The following is an 18,507-nucleotide window of genomic DNA, read 5'->3' as shown; positions in this document are numbered from 1 at the left end:
GTCCCCGGGGTGTCCGACGTGGGTCGGCGACCGCACGGTGGGCGTCACCCCTCCTCGTCGCGCCGGGCGGTAGGTAGTGTGGACGCCGACGAGCGGTGTCCTGGGACCGGAGGTAGTCGGGTGTTCGACAGCATCGGCTGGGGTGAGATCCTGGTCCTGATCGTCGCCGGCCTGTTCATCCTCGGGCCCGATCGGCTGCCCGAGGGGGCGGCGTGGCTGGGCAGGACCGTCCGCAAGGTCCGCGACTACGCCACCGGGGCCCGCGAACAGATCAAGTCCGAGATCGGCCCCGAGTTCGACGACCTGCGCAAGCCGCTGGAGGACCTGCGCGAGCTGCGCAACTTCAACCCGCGCACCGCGGTCACCCAGCACCTGCTCGGCGACGACGGCGCGCAGCAGAGCGCGAACCCGAACCAGTTCACCCCGCCGTCCGCCCCGCAGCAGCACCGCCCGCTGGAACCGAACGAGCGCCCGCCCTACGACCCGGACGCGACCTGAGCGCGGCCAGCGCCGCCAGCAGCAAGAACCCGGTGAGCAGCGCCGTGGTCGCGGTCCACCCCCACGTCCCGTAGGCCGCGCCGCCGAGCACCCCGCCGAGGCTGGTCCCGACGTAGTAGGTGAACTGGTAGACCGCCCCGGCCTGCCCGCGCGCCGCTTCCGGCGCCCGGGCGCCGACCCAGGCCCCGGCCACCGCGTGCGCGGCGAAGAACCCGCCGGTGAACACCACCAGCCCACCCAGCACCAGCGCCAGCACGTCGGCGAGCATCAGCCCGAGCCCGGCACCGCACAGCACCAGCCCGCCGAGCAGCACCGGCAGCCGGCCCCAGCGGTCGGCGACCCGGCCGGCCAGCGCGGAGGTCGCCGTCCCGGCGGTGTAGGCGAGGAACGCCAGGGCCGCCAGCGCGGGCGGCACCAGGAACGGCGGCGCGGTCAGCCGGAACGGCAGGGCGGTGAAGACAGTGGCGAACGCGCCCGTGCCCAGCAGCGCGATCGCGTAGGGGCCGCGCAGCTCGGGGTCGCGCAGTGCGGCCCCGAGCCCGCCGAGCAGCGGTCGCCAGCGCAACGGCTGCCGCCGGTGGTGGCGCTCCGGGGGCAGCAGCGCGACGAACAGCGCCGTGAACGCGGCCGACAGCGCCGCCACGGCGAGCAGCCCACCGCGCCAGCCCGCGAGGTCGCCGACGACCCCGCCGACGATCCGCCCGGTCATCCCCCCGAGCGCGGAACCCGCCACGTACAGCCCCATCGCGGTGCCGATTCCGCGCCCACCGGACTCCTCGGCGAGGTGCGCGGTGGCCAGCGCCGCGACGCCGGCGACGGCCACGCCCTGCACCAGCCGGACGCCGACCAGCAGCGGGAAGGACGGCAGCCACGGCAGCACCAGCGCCAGGGCCTCGGCGAGCAGCACCGCACCGATCATGATCCGGCGGCGGCCGACGGCCTGCGCCACGGTGCCCAGCGGGACCGCCGCCACCGCGAGCCCGAAGGTCGCCGCCGAGATCACCAGCGCGGCGGTGCCGGGAGCGAGCCCGTGCTCCTCGGCGAGCCGGGGCAGCAGCGGCTGCGGCGCGTACAGCAGCGCGAACAGGGCCAGCGCCCCGCACAGCAGGGCGCCCCGGAGCCGGGCGTCGTCCACGTCGCCGAACCTAGGCAGCGACCGACCGATGCGTCCAATGCTGGATACCGCACGATCCATGCGGCATCGCATGGATCGCGGGCAGAATCGGTCCCGTGCTGCCCGACGCCGAAGACGACGCCGCCCGACTCGCCCAGCACCTCGCGCCGACGCTGGCGGCGCTGCGGGCGGTCGCCGCCGAACAGCACCTCACCCGCGCGGCGCAGGTGCTCGGCGTGCCGCAACCGACGCTGAGCCGCGCGCTGGCCCGGCTCGCCGAGCGCGTCGGCGCCCCGGTGATCGCCAAGCGCGGGCGGGGCATCCGGCTCACCCGGACCGGGGAGCTGCTGGCCGAAGCAGCGGCGGCCGCGCTGGGGCCGCTGGAGGCGGGGTGCCGGGCCGTGGTCGCGGAGGTCGACCCGGAGCGGGGCCGCGTCGTGCTCGGCTTCCAGCACACGATGGGCGGCACCCTGGTCCCGGAGCTGCTGCGCGGCTTCGGCCGGTCGCACCCGCACGTGCGGTTCGAGCTGGTGCAGGGTGCCCGCGACGAGGTGCTGGCCCGGATGCGGTCCGGCGCGGTGGACCTGGGCCTGGTGTCCCCGCCGCCCGGGCCGCCGTGGCGGCACGCGGTGCTGCGCACCGAGCCGCTGGTCGCGCTGCTGCCCACCGGGCACCCGCTCGCGGGCCGCGCCGAGGTGGAGCTGGCCGCGCTCGCCGGCGAGGGGTTCGTCGTGATGCGCAGCGGCTACGGGATGCGGGGGATCTTCGACGACCTCGCCGCGCGGGCCGGGTTCGCGGTCCGGGTCGTGTTCGAGGCCGAGGAGATCCACACGGTGCGCGGGCTCGTCGCGGCGGGCCTCGGGGTGGCGGTGCTGCCGCCCGACGACCGGGGGCCGGTGCCGGGCACCGCCGAGGTGCCGCTGCGGCCCGCCGCGCACCGCGACATCGCGCTGGCCTGGCCCGACGCGGCACCGACGGCGCCGGCCGTGCGCGCGTTCCGCGAACACGCGCTCGGCCGGCGGTCGGTCAGCGGCTGAGCCCGGTGGCGAGCTCGACGAGGGTGCGGGCCGCGAAGCCGGTGGCCCCGCTGACGACCTCGGCGTAGTCGCGGTCCGCGCGGGCCGGTCCGGCGATGTCCAGGTGGGCCCACGGCAGCCCGCCGGTGAACTCGCGCAGGAACAGCGCCGCGGTGATCCCGCCCGGCCCGGGCGGGGCCTGCTTGACGTCGGCGAGGTCGCCGCGCACGTCCTCGGCGTGGTCGTCCGGCAGCGGCATCCGCCACCAGGACTCGCCGACGTGGCGACCGGCGGCGGCGAGCTCGTCGGCCAGCGCGTCGTCGGAGGCGAACAGGGCACCGGTGCGCAGGCCCAGCGCGACCTTCATCGCGCCGGTGAGGGTGGCCACGTCGACCAGCAGGCCGGGTTCGAGCTGGTCCACGGCGTAGGCGAGGGCGTCGGCCAGCACCATCCGGCCCTCGGCGTCGGTGTTGGCCACCTCCGTGGTGGTGCCGCCGTAGTGGCGCACCACGTCACCGGGCCGGTAGGCGCTGCCGGAGACGTGGTTCTCGGCGGCGGGCACCAGGCCGGTGACCCGGATCGGCAGCCGCAGCCGGGCGATCGACAGCAGCGCGCTGATCACCGCCGCTCCCCCGGCCATGTCGGTGCGCATCAGGTGCATCCCGTCGGCGGGCTTGATCGAGATGCCGCCGGTGTCGAAGGTGATGCCCTTGCCGACCAGCACCAGGTGCGGGCCGGTGGCCTCCGCCGGGTGGTGGTGCAGCTCCAGCAGCCGGGGCGGGCGCGCGGAGCCGCCGCCGACGGCGAGGACGCCGCCGAAGCCGCGGTCGGCGAGCCACTTCTCGTCGCGGACCACCGCGTGCAGACCGGGGACCGAGGCGGCCAGCTCGGCGGCCTTGCCGGTGAGCCACGCGGGGTCCTTGACGTTGGACGGCGCGTTGGCGAGGTCGCGGGTCAGCGCGGTGGCCGACGCCCACTCGGCGGCCCGCCGGACGCGCTCGCGCAGCGCCTCGGCCTCCGCGCCGGAGGTGACCAGCAGGACCTTGCGCAGCCGCACGGGCGCCGGGCGCCCGGTCACCCGGAACCGGTAGCCGCCCAGCGCCAAGCCCAGCGCCAGCGAGCGGACCTGCTCGGGCTCGGCCCGGCGGGCAGCCGGAACTGCAGGTAGTCGGCGTCGGAGGCATCGCCGAGGTCTTCGGGCTCGTCGACGTCCTGGCCGGACTCGTCCAGCCGCGCGCGCACCGCGCGGGCCAGCCCGGCCCCGGCGGCGCGCCACTGCTCGGGGCGTCCGGCGCCGACGCCGACGAGCCAGCCGTAGCCGCCGTCGGGCAGCGGCAGCGCCCGCACGTCACCGGCGCCCGCCGAGGCGCCGACCGCGCGCAGGACCGCGATGTCCACATCGAACGGTTCGGCGGCCGCCGCCAAGTCCGGGCCGTCCGCGCCGTCGAACACGGGCACCGCGCCGGGCACGCCGTCCAGCCACTTCGTCGCGACGTCCACTTCGACCGGCGACTGCGGGATCACGGGGAGTGCCGATTCCTCGGCCGGGGGTTGCTGCGGGGAGCGGAACACTGACGCACCGGGCACGAGAAGACCCTTCCTGCACGGGTTCGCCACCCGCACGATCGGTGGAGCCGACAGCGGCCCCGGCACGTGCGCGCCGGGGCCAGTCGGCGTCTGCGTTGCCGCCTCCGCGACCGGAGGCGGCTCCTCGGCGACCGGCAGTGCGGCGCTGGAGCCCGCCGGTCGCCGCTGGCGACCTCAGCCGGTGGCCGTTCCCAGGGCGTCGCCCAGGTTCTTCGCCTCCTCGACCGACATCTCGACGACGAGCCGCCCACCGCCCTCAAGTGGGACGCGCATCACGATGCCGCGCCCCTCCTTCGCCACCTCGAGGGGACCGTCACCGGTCCGGGGCTTCATGGCCGCCATAGCGTGCTCCCTCCGTGGATCTTCCCCCGCTGGTCGCCACAACCAGCTCGGGTCCTCCCCATTCTCCCCCATCCCGAGGCGGGGACGAAACCGAACCGATCAACTCGCCTCCGCCGTGCGCTGGTCGAATGCCGTCAGGAGCTGGCAGACTCGGGCTCCGTGCGGGCATTTCCACGGCTACCGCGGGGCCGGTTCCGAGGCCCCCGATCGGGCTGGTGCCCCGGCGTGTTGCGCGCCGGGGGGCGGGCTGATCGCCGGGCGCGGCGGCTACCAGCCACAACGCCGTCCACCCGGGACCGCGCCCGCACCGCGACGTCCACTGTGGAAGAACTGCGGCGGCCCGCGGGCCCACCGCAGCGGACTCCGAGCGAAGGAGCGCCCGAGTGACCGACGTACTGCTGATCGACGACGCTGGTGGTGTGCGCACGCTCACCCTGAACCGCCCCGAGTCGTACAACTCGCTCAACGCCGAGCTCAAGGAGCGGTTGATCGCGGCGCTGCGGGAGGCCGCCGCCGACGACGCCGTGCGCGCCGTGGTCATCACCGGCGCCGGCAAGGCGTTCTGCGCGGGCCAGGACCTCCGGGAACACGCCGGGCTGCTCGACTCCGGCGATCCGGCGCCGCTGCGCACCGTGGAGGAGCACTACAACCCGATCGTGCACGCGGTCACCACCATGCCCAAGCCGGTCATCGCGGCGGTCAACGGCTCGGCGGCCGGGGCGGGCGCCTCCCTGGCCTACGCCTGCGACCTGCGGATCGCCGCCTCCGGGGCCAGCTTCCTGATGGCCTTCGCCAACGCGGGCCTGTCCAGCGACTCCGGGGCGTCCTGGACGCTGCCGCGGCTGATCGGCTACGGCCGGGCGATGGAGATGCTGCTGCTGGCCGAGCCGGTGGCGGCCGAGGACGCGCTGCGCATCGGCATGGTCAACCGGGTCGTCGACGACGGCCAGGCCGCCGACGCCGCCCGCGAGCTGGCCGGGCGGATGGCCACCGGCCCCACCAGCGCCTACGCCCGGATCAAGGAGACCATGCTGGCCGCGGCGTCCGAGGGGCTCGCCGAGGCGCTGGAGGTCGAGGCCGGGGCGCAGGCCGAGGCGGGCGCCACCGCCGACCACCGCGAGGCGGTCGGCGCGTTCGTCGAGAAGCGGTCACCGCGCTTCACGGGTCACTGAGCGCGGAAGCAGTCCACCAGGTGGTCGTCGACCATCCCGGTGGCCTGCATCAGCGCGTAGCAGGTGGTCGGGCCGACGAAGGCGAAGCCGCGCCGCTTGAGGTCCCGGGCCATCGCCGTGGACTCGGGCGTCGTGGCGGGCACCTCGGCGTGGGTGCGCGGCCGGGAACCGGTGCGCGGCGGGGCGAAGGACCACAGCAGCTCGTCCAGCGGCCGGTCCAGCGCCACCGCCGCGCGCGCGTTGCCGATCGCGGCGTCGATCTTGGCCCGGTTCCGGACGATGCCCGCGTCGGCCAGCAGCCGCTGCCGGTCCGCCTCGCCGAACGCCGCGATCCGCTCCGGGTCGAACCCGGCGAAGGCGGTCCGGAACGCCGGGCGCTTGCGCAGGATGGTCAGCCAGGACAGCCCGGACTGGAACGACTCCAGGGTGATCCGCTCGAACAGCGCGTGCTCGCCGCGCAGCGGCACCCCCCACTCCGCGTCGTGGTACTCGAGGTAGTCCGGCGGCCCTGCTCCCCACGGGCAGCGCGGCCGGCCGTCCGGCCCGGGCACGGCGGCTCCGGCGTCAGCCACGATCGCCCTCGGCCCGGCACAGCTCGGCGAAGGTGCGCAGCGAGCGGCGCAGGCCCCAGCGCAGCGCCGGGCGCACCGCGGGCCACAGCGGCCCGGTCCCGGTGGGCAACTCCAGCCGCTCCCACCACGCGAAGGTCGAGGCGAGGTTGCCGCACCGCACCACCTCGAACCCGCCCTCACCGACGATCAGCCCGCCCTCGTGGCGGACCCGGCAGATCCGGGGCGGCTCGAACTCCACGACCCGCATCCGGTCCACCGCGCCGACGCCCCGGTACCCGGTGACGGCCAGCAGCTCGGTGCCCGTGCCGCCGGAACCGCCCAGCACGCTGACCTCGGTGCCCAGCATCCACTCGCCCTGCCGCGGCCAGTCGGTGGCCACCGCCCACACCGTCTCCGGGTCGGCCGCCACCGGCACGCTGACCCGCACTTCCGCTCGTCGCACGTTCGACAGGCCCCTCTCCGGCCGAAGCCGGGGCATCTAGTCCTGGTCCCTGGTGCGCTGGAGCTGTTCGCCCGCCGCGTCGAGCTGCCGCTCCAGCACCGCGATCCGGCCGCGCAGCTCGTCGAGCTCGGTGGCCACCCGGTCCAGCGCCCAGTCGACCTCGGCGGCCTTGTACCCGCGCACGACCTGCTGGAACCGCAGGGCGCGCACGTCGGCGCCCTCCACGTCCGCCGGGGGCAGCCGGGTCGGGGTCGATCCGGGCGGCAGCGGTTCGAGCTGCTCGCCCCGCCCGAAGACCAGGGAGGCCAGCAGGTAGACCACCGCACCGACCAGGAGGACCACCAGCAGGTAGATGAGCGCACTAGCCACGCGGCCAATCGTGGCACGCGCCCGGAAGCGCCGTCCCCCGAGTGCCCGCCTCCGGCCGGGAGCGGGCGGGGCCTAGGCCCGCGAGGCCGTGCCCGCCAGCACGCCCTCGATCGCCGCGGTGAACTCCCGCCAGGCGATCCGCTCGGCCTGGAGGGCCCGCTCGCCCGCGGCGGTCAGCCGGTAGGTGCGGCGTTGCCTGCCGCCGACGGTGCTCCAGGCGCTCTGCACGCAGCCGGCCTCGTCGAGCCTGCGCAGCGCCGGGTAGACCGTGCCGGTGGGCAGGTCGAGGGCACCACCGCTGCGTTCCTGCAGCGCCTCGATGATCGCGTACCCGTGCATGGCCTTGCCGTCGAGCGTCGCCAGCAGGAGGGCGTCCAGGTGACCGCGGAGCGCATCAGCCTTCACGGGTAGTGACTCTACTGGTATTCGCCGGAGCTGTCACCGATTTCCCGCAAGGGGACCAAGGTCCTGTCCCGATCCCGACGGCGATGAGGTGCGTCACAAGTCGCTGCCGGTTTTCCCAGTTGTCTGCGCCTTTCGGGTGAGTTCGGCTCCACGTCCGCCCCGCGATCGAGCGGACCGGACACACTTCTGAACCGTTGTCGTCCGCACGAGCAGTCAGGAGCCGGTTGACGTGGCCAACGATCCCGAGGTCGCCACCGATCGCGCGCAGGCGCTGGAGGAGCTGCGCTCCTACGCCGCCGTGCTGCTCGACGTGGTGCGCGAGCACCCCGAGCCGAGCCTGGAGCGCGACGAGGCGCAGTGGCGGATGGAGGAGCTCGTCGAGGAGCTGGACCGGACCCCGCCGAGCGCGCCGCGGGTGAAGTCCCGCTGGCTGCGGTTGGCCCCGGTCCTCGGCGAGGTCCGCCCGGACGTGCCGATCCAGCGGCTCGACGAGCTGATCAACGCGGCGGTCTGAACACCCCGGCGGGGCTCAGGGGGCGCAGGCGTCCAGCGCCTCCCGCACGTCGGTGGCCACGATCAGCGCCTCCAGCGAGTGCCTGCTGGCGAAGCCGGTCCCGGCCAGCTCCTCCAGCCAGTTGAGCAGCCCCTCGTAGTGCCCCTCGGGGTCGAGCAGCACGACCGGCTTGGCGTGCATCCCGATGTAGCGCGAGGTCCACACCTCGAACAGCTCCTCGCAGGTGCCGATGCCGCCGGGCAGCGCGAGGAACGCCGAGGCGTGCGCGTCCATCAGGCCCTTGCGCTCGCGCATGGTCTCGACGACGAGCAGCTCGTCGGCCTCGGTGTCGGCGACCTCGTGCTCGACCAGGGCGCGCGGGATGACGCCCACGGTGCGCCCGCCGCCGCGGCGGGCGGCGCGCGCCACCTCGCCCATCATCGAGACCCGGCCGCCGCCGGAGACCAGCGTCCAGCCGCGCTCGGCGATCCCGCGCCCGACCTCGGCGGCCAGGTCGAGGTGCTGCTGCGGCACCGGGCGGGACGCGCAGTACACGCAGACCGCGACGTCGGCGATGGTCGGTTCGGGGCTCAATGCGTCGCCTCCCACGCCTCGTAGGCCTCCCGGACGATGCTCACCGCGTCGTCCACGTCGTCGGTGAGGTGCAGCAGCGCGAGGTCCTTGTCGCCGATCTTGCCCTCGGCGTGCATGGTGTCGCGGACCCAGTCGTAGAGGCCCCGCCAGTAGGAGCTGCCGAACAGCACGATCGGGAACTTGGTGACCTTCTTCGTCTGCACCAGGGTGAGCGACTCGAACAGCTCGTCCATCGTGCCGAAACCGCCGGGCAGCGCGATGAACGCCTGCGCGTACTTGATGAACATCGTCTTGCGGACGAAGAAGTAGCGGAAGTTCACGCCGAGCTCGACCCACGGGTTCAGGCCCTGCTCGAAGGGCAGCTCGATGCCCAGCCCGACGGACAGCCCGCCCGCCTCGGAGGCGCCCCGGTTGGCGGCCTCCATCGTGCCCGGCCCGCCACCGGTGATCACCGCGCAGCCGGCCTCGGCCAGCGCGGCCCCGAGCTCGACGCCCATCGCGTACTCGGGGTGGTCCTGCGGGGTCCGCGCGGAGCCGAACACGGTGACCGCCTTGGGGACCTCGGCGAGCGCGCCGAAGCCCTCGACGAACTCCGCCTGGATGCGCAGCACCCGCCACGGGTCGGTGTGCACCCAGTCGGTCGGGCCGCGCGAATCCAGCAGTCGCTGGTCGGTGGTGCTCGACTCCCGCGAGCGGGACCTGCGCAGCACGACCGGACCGCGCTGCTCCTCGTGCGAGGGCGGCTCCTCGCCCCCCGTCCTCGGCTGGCCTTCGACTGTCATGCGCCCGAGCGTACGCAGCCACCGTCCGCGCCCGATCGGCGACCACCCGTCGCTCCTCGGTGGAAAACCCCAGTTCACGCCCGGTTCACGACGCGCCCCACCGCCGTCGCCGACCCGGTGCACGAGCCCGCACCGACGCCTCCCGCCCACCCCCACTTCACCCGGAAGGGTCGTGAGTGAGGGGCACCTTCCTCCGAGCAAGCCGGATGAAGGTGCCCCTCACCTGGTCGAAGATCACCCGTTCGAGCGGTCAGGACAGGAAGCGGTGGAGGACCTCGGCGCAGCGGCGGATGTCGGCGGCCCGCACGTTCTCCTGCTGGGTGTGCGCCAACGCGGGATCCCCGGGGCCGAAGTTCACCGCCGCCATCCCCCGGGCGGCGAACCGGGCCACGTCGGTCCACCCGAGCTTGGCCACCGGCTCGGCACCGGACGCGGCCACCAGCTCGGCGGCGGCCGGCGCGGTCAAGCCGGGCAGCGCGCCCGCCGACCGGTCCACGGCGACCACCTCGAACCCGTCGAAGATCTCCCGCACGTGGGCCTCGGCCTCGGCCAGCGACCGGTCCGGGGCGAACCGGTGGTTCACGGTGACCACGCAGGAGTCCGGGACGACGTTGCCGGCCACTCCCCCGGAAATCCGCACCGCCTGCAGGCCCTCGTGGTACTGGAGGCCGTCGATGACCGGCTGCCGGGGGCCGTAGTCGGCGAGCCGCCGCAGCACCGGCTCGGCCGCGTGGATCGCGTTGTCGCCCATCCACGCCCGCGCGGTGTGCGCCCGGACGCCGGTGGTGCGCACCTCGACCCGGAGGGTGCCCTGGCACCCGGCTTCGACGGCTGCGTTCGACGGCTCGCCCACCACGGCCAGGTCGCCGTCCAGCCACTCCGGGATCTCCCGCTCGATCCGGGTGAGCCCGTTGCGCTCGGCCTCGACCTCCTCGCAGTCGTAGAACACGAAGGTCAAGTCGTGGCGCGGATCGGTGAGCGCGGCGGCGGTCGAGAGGAGCACCGCGTCGCCGCCCTTCATGTCGACGGTGCCGCAGCCGTGCAGCACCTCGTCGGCGCCGGACCCGGTGCGCCGCAGCGGGAGGTTGTCGTTGACCGGCACCGTGTCCAGGTGCCCGGCCAGCACCACCCGGGATTCCCGGCCCAGCGCGGTGCGGGCCAGCACCGCGTCGCCGTTGCGCAGCACCTCCAGGTGCGGGGCCTGGGCGCGCAGCGCGGCTTCCACCGCGTCGGCCAGCGCCCGCTCGGCACCGGAGACGCTGGGCAGGTCCACCAGCGCGGCGGTGAGCTCGACGGGATCGGCGGTGAGGTCCAGCGGTGCGGTCACGGGGGCACAGGTTACTCGCGCGCGGTGCCGGGAACCGGAAGCGGCACGGCGACGTCCCAGCGGAGCCGACGAGATCGGACCAGGGAGGTGGCCACGGCGATGGGATTCACGGCGGACCCCGAGGCGCTGCGGAAATCGGGGAAGAACGCGACGTCGGCGGGTGAGGTGGCCGGCGGCGTCCGGCTGGCACCGCCGACCGGGGAGATCGCCGGGGCGATGCCCGGCGGCGAGGCGGCGCCCGCCGCGGAACGGCTCGCGCAGGACTGGGCGAAGGAGCTGGCGGACTGGGCGCGCGACGCCCGCGCGCACGGGGAATCCCTGCGCAGCAGCGCCGACGAGTACGAATCCGGGGACGAGAGCAGCGCGGCCGGGATCGGCGCCGCCGGTGCCGGACTGGGCGAGGGGGTCTGATCCATGGTCTCGCTGAGCGAGGTGCGCCGGTGGCAGCCGGGCGCGCTCGACCAGGTCCACCGGTCCCTCGGCGCCCGGCAGCAGGAGCTCGTCGGGCTCGATGACGAGCTGGCGGGGGCGCGCAATCCGGACGGCTGGTCCGGTGAGGCCGCGACCGCCTCGGCGGAGCGGCACCGCGCGCTGGTCGACGGGATGCGCCGGATCGTCGCCGAGATCACCGGGGTGCGCGGCGCCGTCGCCCGCGCCTCCGACGAGGTGGAGGCGATCAAGCGCAAGCTCGCCGAGGCCGACGAGCTGGCCGGGGGCAGCGGGTTCGCGATCACCGAGGACGGCGGGGTCAAGGACGTCGCGCCGCCGGAGAACGTGCCCGCCGACGAGCTGGAGTCGGTCAAGGCCGAGCGCCGCCAGACCCGGGACCGGATCTCGCAGCTCGTCGGCGAGGTGCTCGACGACGCCGAGGACACCGACGCGGCGCTGGCCAAGGCGCTGGTGGCGGCCGAGCAGGACAAGAGCGACCCCGGCCAGGGCAGCACGCTCGCCTCGGCGGCCTCCGCCGAGGTGCAGCGGCCCGAGGACGGCGGCCCGGAGGAGAACGCCGAGTGGTGGCGCTCGCTGTCCGACGCCCAGCGCGCCGCGCTGCTCGCCGACCCGCCCGCCTGGCTGGGCGGCATGGACGGCATCCCGGCGGAGGTCCGCGACACCGCCAACCGCGCCCGCATCGACGACGAGCGGACCGCGCTGGAGCAGGAGAAGGCGGAGCTGGCACGCGGCGGCATCACCGGCGACGAGCAGGACGCGATCGACCGGATCGACGCCAAGCTGGACTCGATCGACGCCGTCGAGGAGACCATCGCGCGCGAGGACCCGCCGCGCCAGCTCCTCGTGCTCGACACCGGCGGCGAGCGGGTCAAGGCCGCGGTCGCCGTGGGCGACGTGGACACCGCCGAGCACGTCTCGGTGTTCACCCCCGGCTTCACCACCACCGTCGACGGCACCCTCAAGGGCATGGACGCCGAGATGGCCGCGCTGGTCGCCGAGTCCGAGGAGGAGCTGTCGCGCTCCGGTGGGAAGGGCGAGGTCGCGGCGGTGAGCTGGATCGGCTACGAGGCCCCGCAGCGCGACATGTCCATGCTGGACCCCGACGAGTCGGTCGCCTCGGCCGATCCGGCGAAGGAGGGCGGGGCCGCGCTGAACAGCTTCTACCAGGGCATCAACGCCTCCCGGGAGGACGATCCGCACCTCACCGCGATCGGCCACTCCTACGGCTCCACCACCACCGGCTACGCCTTGCAGGGCGGCGGGCACGGGGTGGACGACGTGGTCCTGTACGGCTCGCCCGGCATGGGGACCGAGGAGGTGTCCGACCTCGGCGTGCCGGAGGGCAACGCCTACCTGCTGGAGGCCAAGAACGATCCGGTCGCGGACTTCTCCCGGTTCGGCGGTGATCCCTCGCACATGGACGGGTTCACCCAGCTCTCGACCGAGAAGTCCGAGCACGGGTCGGCCGTCACCGGGCACAGCGACTACCTGGACGGCGACACCACCAGCCAGCACAACGTCGCCACCGTGGTCGCCGGCGTGCCCGAGCAGGCCGTCACGGGCGATTCCGACGGCGCGGGCGATGTGATCTCCTGGCTGCCGCACCAGGGCCAGCAGGCCGCCGACGCCATCCAGGAGTTCTTCTCATGAGCCGACCGTCCGACGGGAGCACCGTGGAAGACCCGCGAGCCGCGCTGCGGCAGCGTCCGACCATGTCCGAGATCACCGGCCGCTACGAGCGGATGCAGCAGGAGGTGCGGGACCGGTTGGCCGCCGAGCTCGGCCTCGGCGACTGGGGCAGCGAGGGCGCGCCGGTGCGCTCCGCGTGCGTGCGGCACCCGGAGGTCGCCGACGCCGAGCAGCGCAACCTGGTGCGCTGGAGCCGCCCCGGCATCCCCGACGAGCAGTGGCCCGAGGCGGTGCGGATCGCCGGGACGGTCGCCGCCGAGCACGGCTTCTCCGAGCTGGAGGTGATCGCCGACCGGGCGGGCGACCACAAGGTCGCGATCCGGGACGGCTTCGGCGGGCGGCTGCACTTCGGCACCGCCGCGCGCACCGTGCTGGCCGTGCGCACCGGCTGCCACCTGGTGGTGGAGCCGTGAGCGGGGCGCGGATCACCTCGCTGGTCTTCGCCGTCCTCGGCACCTTGCTCGCGTTGCCGCTGCTGGCGTTCCTGGCCTTCGTCGGGATCTGGTCCTTCGCCGTGCCGTGCACGCCCGGCGGCGACGGCACCTGCGGGCCGATGGGCCTGGCCACGGCCGTGTCCTGCGCGCTGGTGCTGATCGGCGCGGTGGCGCTGTGGTTCCCGGTGGCCCGGTCGCGCGGGGTCGGCCGCGCGGTGCTGGTCGGGGTGCTCGGGGCGGTGGTGGCGCCGCTGCTGGCGCTGGCCGTATTCCAGATCACCACCTCCGCCGTGGGCTGACCCTCGGCTGCGGGCGGGCGGCGCGCCCGATTACCGTTTGCGGTATGAGCAGCACGCAGATCCCCGACCCGCAGGCCACGGGCGCCCACGGCGTGGGCCTGGCCACCGTGACCGACGACGGCACCGTCCTTGACACCTGGTTCCCGATCGTGAAGCTCGGCGACGCCGGGACCGGGGCGGGCTCGGTGCGGCTGACCGCCGAGGAGGCGGCCGAATCCCTCGGGGCGGCCGGTGCGGCTCTGCTCGGCCGGGACGACGCCCGGGAGGTGGAGGTCGTCGCGGTCCGCACCGGGATCGGCCGGCTCTCCGACGCGCCCGCCGACGCCCACGACGTGTACCTCCGGCTGCACCTGCTGTCGCACCGCCTGGTGCGCCCGCACGGCCAGAACCTCGACGGGATCTTCGGCCTGCTGTCCAACGTGGTGTGGACCAACCACGGCCCGTGCCCGGTGGAGGGCTTCGAGGCGACCCGGCTGCGGCTGCGGTCGCGCGGCGCGGTCACCGTCTACAGCGTGGACAAGTTCCCCAGGATGATCGACTACGTGGTGCCCTCCGGGGTCCGCATCGGCGACGCCGACCGGGTCCGGCTGGGCGCGCACCTGGCCGCGGGCACCACGGTGATGCACGAGGGCTTCGTGAACTTCAACGCGGGCACCCTCGGCGCCTCCATGGTGGAGGGCCGGATCTCCGCCGGGGTCGTGGTCGGCGACGGTTCCGACGTCGGCGGTGGCGCCTCGATCATGGGCACCCTCTCGGGCGGCGGCAAGGAGGTGATCTCCGTCGGCGAGCGGTGCCTGATCGGCGCCAACGGCGGCGCGGGCATCTCGCTCGGCGACGACTGCGTGGTGGAGGCCGGGCTCTACGTCACGGCGGGCACCAAGGTCACGCTGCCGGACGGCACCATCACCAAGGCCCGCGAGGTCTCCGGTTCGAACGGCGTGCTGTTCCGGCGCAGCTCCACCACCGGCGCCGTCGAGGTGACCCCGCGCACCGGCGACAAGGTCGAGCTCAACGCCGCCCTCCACGCCAACTGACACCACCCGCCAGGGTGATCTCCACCCAGGTGAGGGGCACCTTCATCCGGCATAGTCGGATGAAGGTGCCCCTCACTCCGGACGTGAACAGGTGGGCGGTCAGTCCGCGAGGCGTTTCGCCGCTGCCGCGATCCGCTCGTCCGAGGCGGTCAGCGCGATCCGCACGTGCCGGGCGCCCGCCGGACCGTAGAAGGTGCCCGGGGCGGCGAGGATGCCGCGCTCGGCGAGCAGGCGCAGCGTCTCCCACGCGTCCTCACCCCGGGTGGACCACAGGTAGAGCCCGCCCTGGGAGTGCTCCACGGTGAACCCGGCGTTCTCCAGCGCGGGCCGCAGCATCGCGCGCCGCCCGGCGTAGAGCTCCTTCTGCACGCGCACGTGCACGTCGTCGGCGAGGGCGGCGGTGACCGCCTCCTGCACCGGGCGCGGCACGATCATGCCCGCGTGCTTGCGCAGCTCCAGCAGGCGGCGCACCAGCTCGGGATCACCGGTGATGAACCCCGCGCGGTACCCGGCGAGGTTCGACGTCTTCGACAGCGAGTGCACCGCGAGCAGACCGGCGCGGTCGGTGGTGACCGACGGGTGCAGCACCGACACCGGCTCGGCGTCCCAGCCCAGCGACAGGTAGCACTCGTCGGAGGCCACCACGGCGCCGACCGCGCGGGCCTGCCGGACCGACTCGGCGAGCTGCTCGGCGTCGAGCACCCGGCCCGTCGGGTTGGACGGGGAGTTCAGCCACACCAGGGCGGTGCCCGCCGGGGGCGCCTCGCCGGGAGCGAGCCGGACCACCTCGGCCCCGGCCAGGGTCGCCCCGACCTCGTAGGTCGGGTAGGCCAGCTCCGGGATGGCGACCACGTCACCGGGGCGCACGCCCAGCAGCGTCGGCAGCCAGGCGACCAGCTCCTTGGACCCGATCGTCGGCAGCACCGCCGCCGCAGGCACGTCCGGCACGCCGAAGCGGCGGTCCAGCGCGGCGACGGCGGCCGCGCGCAGCTCCGGGGTGCCGTGGGTGGCCGGGTAGCCCGGCCGGTCGGCCGCGGCCGACAGCGCCGCCTGCAGGTTCGCGGGCACCGGGTCGACCGGGGTGCCCACGGACAGGTCGACGATGCCGTCCGGGTGCTCCCCGGCCGTCGCCTTGAGCCCGGCCAGCGAGTCCCACGGGAAGTCCGGCAGCCGCGGCCCGGGCGCGTCGGCGCCCGGGCTCCCGCCGGGGCTCATTCGCCCTGCGGCGGGAGGCTGGTGACGGGCTCGACGTCCTTGTTGACCTTGCCCACCTTCGCCGCACCGCCGGGCGAGCCGAGGTCGTCGAAGAAGTCCACGTTCGCCTTGGTGTAGGGCGCCCACTCGTCCGGGACGTCGTCTTCGTAGTAGATGGCCTCCACCGGGCAGACCGGCTCGCAGGCACCGCAGTCGACGCACTCATCCGGGTGGATGTAGAGCATCCGTCCACCCTCGTAGATGCAGTCGACAGGGCATTCTTCGATGCATGCCTTGTCGAGCACGTCGACGCAGGGCTCGGCGATCACGTAGGTCACGGTTGCTCTCCCGCTCGAAGCGTTTGTCCTGCGCCGGGAATTTCCCGGCGCGACTCCTCACAGTATCCCTCTTCGAGCCGCGCAGCCGTAACCGGTCCCACAGCCCGAGAGCCTTGTTGACAACCGCGCCCTGCGGTAACTACCGCCGAGTACGCAACCAGCGCACCCCCTGCCGGGCGATCCGGCGCAGCGCCGAGCGTTCGCCCAGGTAACCGCCGACCACGCCGATCACCGGCACCGAGCCGACCAGCTCGTGGTAGAAGCGGCCCTGCGGGCGCTTGTCCAGCTCGGAATCGATCTCCCACAGCGCCCGCGCCATCCGCCACACCGTGCGCGCCACCGCCTTGGGCGTGGCCCGGCCGTGCTCCCGCTCGGCGGCGTCGAGGTCCTCGGTGAGCTCGGCGGCGCGCTCGTCGTCGGCCTCCGGGTCGGGGCCCGCCGCGACCTCCGGCGACAGGTCGCGCTCCAGCAGCACCGCGGCCAGCAACCGCACCCGCACCACCGGGTCGGTCACCCCCAGCTCCCCCGCGATGGCGCACAGCACCAGGCCCTGCCCGGTGATGCCCAGCGCGTTGCGGATCGGCAACCGCGAGGTGATCACGCCGCCGAAGCGCGGCAGCCCGGCGATCAGGGCGAGCACCCGGCCGACCCGCTGCGCCCACCAGTCGCAGCGCTGCTCCACGCTCATCGCGTCCCACGCGGTGCTGCCCGGGAGCTGCATGGCGTCCAGCTTCCGCAGCGCCCCGCGCAGCGCGCCGACCTCCGACTCCGGCACGCCGGCGTCGTCGAACCGGCCGCGCAGCCGCAGCGGATCGCCCTCCCGCAACGCGACGAGCAGGGGGCCGGTCGCCCGCACGAACGGCCGGAGCACCCCGGCGATCCGCTCGTCGGTCAGCACCTCGGCCACGCCGTCACCCCCGCGCCCGCCGGGCCAGCACGATGCCCAGCATCATCGCTCCGGGCAGGGCTCCGCCAACGATCAGCAGCAGGGTCCGCCAGTCGTTGCCGGGCAGCACGATGTCGCCGCCGGGCCCGAACATGCCGACCGCGAACACGGTGGCGAACCACACCAGCAGCGGCGCCGAGGCCACCCCGCGGTGCGGCGCGAGCCGCCCCGCCTCCGCGACCAGCAGCGGCGTCGTCACCGCCGCCACCGCCGCGGTGATCGGGAACTGCACCGAGCCCAGGTACGACGGCAGGAACAGCAGCTCGATCAGCGCCAGCAGGAAGGCGTCGAGCAGCAGGAACCCGAGCACGAGGCGGTCCGCAGCCCTCAACGGGCGGCCACCGGTTCGGTGCCGAACACCCCGAGCCCGCCGAACAGGTCGGACTCGCAGCCCGCCGGATCACCGGCGGCCAGCACGTAGTGCTCGGTGCCGACGAGCGGCTGCGCGACGCCGTTGGACAGCGCGTAGGCGGCCAGCCCGGCGCCGTTGTCCCAGCGGTCCAGCCAGGTCTTGACCTGGGTGCCGTGCGCGCGCAGCGCGCTGATCTTGGCGGGCAGGTGCTCGGTGATGTCGATCACGGTGCTGATCGCGGTGTCGTCGACGTGGGCCAGCTCGTCGACCTCCGGCAGCGCGAACGGCTGGCCCCCGTCCTCGGCGAGCTCGGCCAGCCCGGCGCGCAGCGTCTCCCGGGACGGCACCGCGTGGAACACCCGCTGCACGTCCGGGACGGTCGCGGTCGCCGCCGCGGTGATCTCGTGGGCGCGGACGTGATCGGGGTGGCCGTAGCCGCCATCGGCCGCGTAGGTCACCACGACCTGCGGCTTCACCTCGTGCAGGACCGCCTCCAGCGCCTCGGCCTGGGCCGCCCGGTCGCCGGTGGCGAAGGCCCGCGGGTGCGCCTCCGGCAGCGCGCCGGCCCGCCCGGGCTCCTCCCAGAGCATCCCGGAGTCCCGCCAGCGCCCGATGCCGCCGAGGAACCGGTGGTCGGCCACCCGCAGCGCGGCGCAGGCCGAGCGCAGCTCGCCGACCCGGTAGCCGCCGAGCTGATCGGCCTGGTCGGAGGCGAGACCGCGCAGGCTCTCCGGGATCACCTCGCCCTCCTCGCCGAGGGTGCAGGTCACCACGACCACCTGCACGCCGCGCGCGGCGTAGCGGGCGATCGTGCCACCGGTCCAGAGCGTTTCGTCGTCGGGGTGCGCGTGTACCAGCAGCAACCGCGGTGGGGCCGTCAGCGTCACCAGACCAGCGTAATCGCCACCTCGGCCCTCCCGGCGGACGGTAGCCGCGATGCCCCGAATGCCCGAAACGACCGCACCACCACCCGCACCACCCAGCCCGACCGAACAGCTCACCCGGAAGCGTGGTGAGTGAGGGGCACCTTCATCCGGCATAGTCGGATGTGGTGCCCC

General features: G+C 74.7%; 23 protein-coding genes and 1 pseudogene. 9 read left to right on the top strand and 15 right to left on the bottom strand.

Going from position 1 to position 18,507, the window contains the following annotated elements; translation table 11 throughout:
- Positions 1–120 precede the first annotated feature (120 nt).
- Positions 121–498, top strand: a complete 378-nt coding sequence (tatB, locus tag ACQP0T_RS04730; RefSeq protein WP_433871472.1) for a Sec-independent protein translocase protein TatB — start codon at positions 121–123, stop codon at positions 496–498.
- On the opposite strand, the gene ACQP0T_RS04725 is transcribed toward tatB, so the two are convergent.
- A complete protein-coding gene (locus ACQP0T_RS04725; RefSeq protein ID WP_433871471.1) occupies positions 419–1,633 on the bottom strand; it encodes an MFS transporter in 1,215 nt (404 codons plus the stop codon). The two genes, tatB and ACQP0T_RS04725, sit on opposite strands and share 80 nt — an antisense overlap.
- A gap of 95 nt (positions 1,634–1,728) precedes the next feature.
- On the opposite strand from ACQP0T_RS04725, the gene ACQP0T_RS04720 reads away from it, so the two are divergent.
- Positions 1,729–2,649, top strand: coding sequence for a LysR family transcriptional regulator (locus tag ACQP0T_RS04720; RefSeq protein WP_433871470.1), 921 nt, complete (start codon positions 1,729–1,731; stop codon positions 2,647–2,649).
- Here ACQP0T_RS04720 and ACQP0T_RS04715 read toward each other — a convergent pair.
- Both ACQP0T_RS04715 and ACQP0T_RS04710 read right to left on the bottom strand, forming a co-directional pair.
- A pseudogene (locus ACQP0T_RS04715) lies at positions 2,639–4,152 on the bottom strand (leucyl aminopeptidase family protein). The gene ACQP0T_RS04720 and the pseudogene ACQP0T_RS04715 sit on opposite strands and share 11 nt — an antisense overlap.
- Positions 4,153–4,389: 237 nt before the next feature.
- Positions 4,390–4,557 (bottom strand): DUF3117 domain-containing protein, encoded by a 168-nt coding sequence (locus ACQP0T_RS04710; protein WP_345356340.1) that lies wholly within the window; start codon positions 4,555–4,557, stop codon positions 4,390–4,392.
- A gap of 383 nt (positions 4,558–4,940) precedes the next feature.
- Here ACQP0T_RS04710 and ACQP0T_RS04705 point away from each other — a divergent pair, with 383 nt between their 5' ends.
- Complete coding sequence (locus ACQP0T_RS04705; protein WP_345356337.1) at positions 4,941–5,729, top strand: enoyl-CoA hydratase-related protein; 789 nt, start codon at positions 4,941–4,943, stop codon at positions 5,727–5,729.
- Here ACQP0T_RS04705 and ACQP0T_RS04700 read toward each other — a convergent pair.
- The 4 genes from ACQP0T_RS04700 to ACQP0T_RS04685 form a co-directional block, all read right to left on the bottom strand.
- Complete coding sequence (locus ACQP0T_RS04700) at positions 5,723–6,301, bottom strand: DNA-3-methyladenine glycosylase I (RefSeq protein ID WP_433871469.1); 579 nt, start codon at positions 6,299–6,301, stop codon at positions 5,723–5,725. The two genes, ACQP0T_RS04705 and ACQP0T_RS04700, sit on opposite strands and share 7 nt — an antisense overlap.
- Positions 6,294–6,743: an SRPBCC family protein gene (locus tag ACQP0T_RS04695; RefSeq protein ID WP_433871468.1), complete on the bottom strand. Its 450-nt coding sequence runs from the start codon at positions 6,741–6,743 to the stop codon at positions 6,294–6,296. Before ACQP0T_RS04695 ends, ACQP0T_RS04700 begins: the two co-directional genes overlap by 8 nt.
- A 36-nt stretch (positions 6,744–6,779) precedes the next feature.
- Positions 6,780–7,112 carry a DivIVA domain-containing protein gene (locus tag ACQP0T_RS04690; protein WP_345356328.1) on the bottom strand — a complete coding sequence of 111 codons (333 nt, stop codon included), beginning with the start codon at positions 7,110–7,112 and terminating at the stop codon, positions 6,780–6,782.
- 72 nt (positions 7,113–7,184) lie between these two features.
- Positions 7,185–7,517, bottom strand: a complete 333-nt coding sequence (locus ACQP0T_RS04685) for a PadR family transcriptional regulator (protein ID WP_345356325.1) — start codon at positions 7,515–7,517, stop codon at positions 7,185–7,187.
- A 229-nt stretch (positions 7,518–7,746) separates the two neighbouring features.
- Between ACQP0T_RS04685 and ACQP0T_RS04680 the strand changes: the two genes are divergently transcribed.
- Positions 7,747–8,031, top strand: a complete 285-nt coding sequence (locus ACQP0T_RS04680; protein ID WP_345356322.1) for a hypothetical protein — start codon at positions 7,747–7,749, stop codon at positions 8,029–8,031.
- A 15-nt stretch (positions 8,032–8,046) separates the two neighbouring features.
- Here ACQP0T_RS04680 and ACQP0T_RS04675 read toward each other — a convergent pair whose 3' ends face one another.
- The 3 genes from ACQP0T_RS04675 to dapE form a co-directional block, all read right to left on the bottom strand.
- Positions 8,047–8,604 (bottom strand): TIGR00730 family Rossman fold protein, encoded by a 558-nt coding sequence (locus tag ACQP0T_RS04675; protein WP_345356319.1) that lies wholly within the window; start codon positions 8,602–8,604, stop codon positions 8,047–8,049.
- Positions 8,601–9,386, bottom strand: coding sequence for a TIGR00730 family Rossman fold protein (locus tag ACQP0T_RS04670; RefSeq protein WP_433871467.1), 786 nt, complete (start codon positions 9,384–9,386; stop codon positions 8,601–8,603). Before ACQP0T_RS04670 ends, ACQP0T_RS04675 begins: the two co-directional genes overlap by 4 nt.
- A gap of 250 nt (positions 9,387–9,636) precedes the next feature.
- Positions 9,637–10,713: a succinyl-diaminopimelate desuccinylase gene (gene dapE, locus ACQP0T_RS04665; protein ID WP_433871466.1), complete on the bottom strand. Its 1,077-nt coding sequence runs from the start codon at positions 10,711–10,713 to the stop codon at positions 9,637–9,639.
- A gap of 99 nt (positions 10,714–10,812) precedes the next feature.
- Here dapE and ACQP0T_RS04660 point away from each other — a divergent pair, with 99 nt between their 5' ends.
- From ACQP0T_RS04660 to dapD, 5 genes are read left to right on the top strand one after another with little or no spacing between them, the layout of a single operon-like run.
- Positions 10,813–11,124 (top strand): hypothetical protein, encoded by a 312-nt coding sequence (locus ACQP0T_RS04660; protein ID WP_433871465.1) that lies wholly within the window; start codon positions 10,813–10,815, stop codon positions 11,122–11,124.
- 3 nt (positions 11,125–11,127) lie between these two features.
- Positions 11,128–12,813 carry an alpha/beta hydrolase gene (locus ACQP0T_RS04655; RefSeq protein ID WP_433871464.1) on the top strand — a complete coding sequence of 562 codons (1,686 nt, stop codon included), beginning with the start codon at positions 11,128–11,130 and terminating at the stop codon, positions 12,811–12,813.
- On the top strand, positions 12,810–13,265 hold the full coding sequence (locus tag ACQP0T_RS04650; protein ID WP_433871463.1) for an LppA family lipoprotein: 456 nt from the start codon (positions 12,810–12,812) through the stop codon (positions 13,263–13,265). Before ACQP0T_RS04655 ends, ACQP0T_RS04650 begins: the two co-directional genes overlap by 4 nt.
- A complete protein-coding gene (locus ACQP0T_RS04645; RefSeq protein WP_433871462.1) occupies positions 13,262–13,585 on the top strand; it encodes a hypothetical protein in 324 nt (107 codons plus the stop codon). Before ACQP0T_RS04650 ends, ACQP0T_RS04645 begins: the two co-directional genes overlap by 4 nt.
- A gap of 44 nt (positions 13,586–13,629) precedes the next feature.
- On the top strand, positions 13,630–14,619 hold the full coding sequence (gene dapD / locus ACQP0T_RS04640) for a 2,3,4,5-tetrahydropyridine-2,6-dicarboxylate N-succinyltransferase (RefSeq protein WP_345356300.1): 990 nt from the start codon (positions 13,630–13,632) through the stop codon (positions 14,617–14,619).
- A gap of 99 nt (positions 14,620–14,718) precedes the next feature.
- Here dapD and dapC read toward each other — a convergent pair whose 3' ends face one another.
- The 5 genes from dapC to mshB all read right to left on the bottom strand — a co-directional run bounded on the left by dapC (position 14,719) and on the right by mshB (position 18,336).
- Positions 14,719–15,834, bottom strand: coding sequence for a succinyldiaminopimelate transaminase (gene dapC / locus ACQP0T_RS04635; protein WP_433871461.1), 1,116 nt, complete (start codon positions 15,832–15,834; stop codon positions 14,719–14,721).
- The gene (fdxA, locus tag ACQP0T_RS04630; RefSeq protein WP_433871460.1) at positions 15,831–16,151 is read right to left on the bottom strand and encodes a ferredoxin; all 321 of its coding nucleotides are present in this window, start codon (positions 16,149–16,151) and stop codon (positions 15,831–15,833) included. Before fdxA ends, dapC begins: the two co-directional genes overlap by 4 nt.
- A gap of 139 nt (positions 16,152–16,290) precedes the next feature.
- A complete protein-coding gene (locus ACQP0T_RS04625; RefSeq protein WP_433871459.1) occupies positions 16,291–17,058 on the bottom strand; it encodes a hypothetical protein in 768 nt (255 codons plus the stop codon).
- A gap of 4 nt (positions 17,059–17,062) precedes the next feature.
- Positions 17,063–17,428, bottom strand: coding sequence for a hypothetical protein (locus ACQP0T_RS04620; protein WP_433871458.1), 366 nt, complete (start codon positions 17,426–17,428; stop codon positions 17,063–17,065).
- Positions 17,425–18,336 (bottom strand): N-acetyl-1-D-myo-inositol-2-amino-2-deoxy-alpha-D-glucopyranoside deacetylase, encoded by a 912-nt coding sequence (gene mshB / locus ACQP0T_RS04615; protein ID WP_345356280.1) that lies wholly within the window; start codon positions 18,334–18,336, stop codon positions 17,425–17,427. The genes ACQP0T_RS04620 and mshB overlap by 4 nt, the downstream gene beginning before the upstream one ends.
- Between the last annotated feature and the right edge of the window lie 171 nt (positions 18,337–18,507).

The organism is Saccharopolyspora sp. CA-218241 (genome assembly GCF_050954615.1).
GTDB classification, from domain to species: Bacteria; Actinomycetota; Actinomycetes; order Mycobacteriales; family Pseudonocardiaceae; genus Saccharopolyspora; species Saccharopolyspora cebuensis.
This window is presented reverse-complemented; position numbering and strand designations above follow the sequence as displayed.